Here is a 1,269-nt window from a genome sequence, read left to right on the forward strand (position 1 = left end):
CGACCACGTCGTGCAGCTCGCGCGCCATCCGGGCCCGCTCGGCCGACACGGCGGCCAGCCGGTCCATCTCCGCCAGCCGCGCCACCTGGCGGGCCCGCTCCCGCTCGGCCTCGGCCCGGTCCCGGTGCTCCCGGACGATCATGGCCGTCAGCACCGGCGTCAGCCAGGTCGTCCCGGCGACCGCGCCGAGCACCAGGCCCGGCCCCGGCGAGCCCATGGCCACCCCCGCGGCGGCCAGCACCGCCAGCGAGGCCCCGATCGTCGCCCCGAGCAGCCACCGCACGGCCGCGCGCGGGCCGTAGAGCGTCGCCGCGTACAGGGCGTCGGTGTAGACGATCGCCCCGCCCAGGCTGGGTCCGAGCAGCACCTCGGCGAGGTTGCCGGCCGAGGAGACCGCCAGCCCCGTCATGGGGGCCGTCCGCCGGAACAGCATCCCGGCGCACATCACCGCCAGCGGCACGGCCCGCATGCGCAGCGGCGCACTCCAGCCGTCCACCGTCCACCGCACGTAGCCGTGGGCGGACAGCAGCAGGACGCCGCCCGCGAAGGCCAGCGCCGCGAGCAGGGCGTCCTGCCTGGTCGTGAAGCGATGCACATCCCTATCTCAGCACCGTCGGGGAGCGCCCGCGCCCCTCCCGGGGGCCGGTCCCGACTACATCGTTCGGAGTACGGACGGACCGCTCCCCGCGGCGACGCCCTCGCGGCGGGGGTGCCGCTCCGGACGCTCAGGCGGCGACGGCGCGGAAGGTGAGGGTGATCAGGGGAAGGTCGAACGCTCCGTCCGCGGTCTCGGGGGTCGCGCGCAGGTGGGCGACGACGCGGTCGAGCAGGGCACGGCGGTCGGGCTCGTCCATCAGCAGGACGTGCGAGTGGGTGCCGACCGTCGCCGCCATCGACTCGGCCGTCCGGCGCTGGACGTGCGGGAACTCGGTGCGCTCGACGTAGGGGAACAGCGGGTGGTCGGGCAGCGTCTTCGGCCGCCAGCTGCTGGCCGAGACGGTGCTGCGGGCGATCCGCTTCATCTCGGCGACCCACGGGACCGCGTCGTCGTCCAGGTTCCAAAGGCCGCCCACGACGCCGCCGGGCGTCAGGACGCGGTGGATCTCGGGGTAGGCGCGGTCCAGGTCGAACCAGTGCATGGCCTGGCCGACCACGACGGCGTCGACCGACCCGTCCGGCAGCGGGATCTCCTCGGCGGCGCCCTCCAGCGCTGTCACGGCGGGGTGGGCCCGGCGCAGCTCGGCCAGCATCGCCGGGTCCGGCTCGACG

Annotated in this window: 1 protein-coding gene and 1 pseudogene; both read right to left on the reverse strand. The window is 76.0% G+C overall.

The features are described 5' to 3' along the window. A pseudogene (locus AB0J52_RS41215) lies at positions 1-595 on the reverse strand (sensor histidine kinase); the annotation flags it as partial. A 130-nt stretch (positions 596-725) separates the two neighbouring features. Continuing rightward, positions 726-1,269 (reverse strand): class I SAM-dependent methyltransferase (locus AB0J52_RS41220; RefSeq protein ID WP_500188702.1); only part of this gene is annotated, 544 nt, incomplete at its 5' end.

This window comes from Spirillospora sp. NPDC049652, assembly GCF_040675125.1.
Lineage (GTDB): Bacteria > Actinomycetota > Actinomycetes > Streptosporangiales > Streptosporangiaceae > Spirillospora.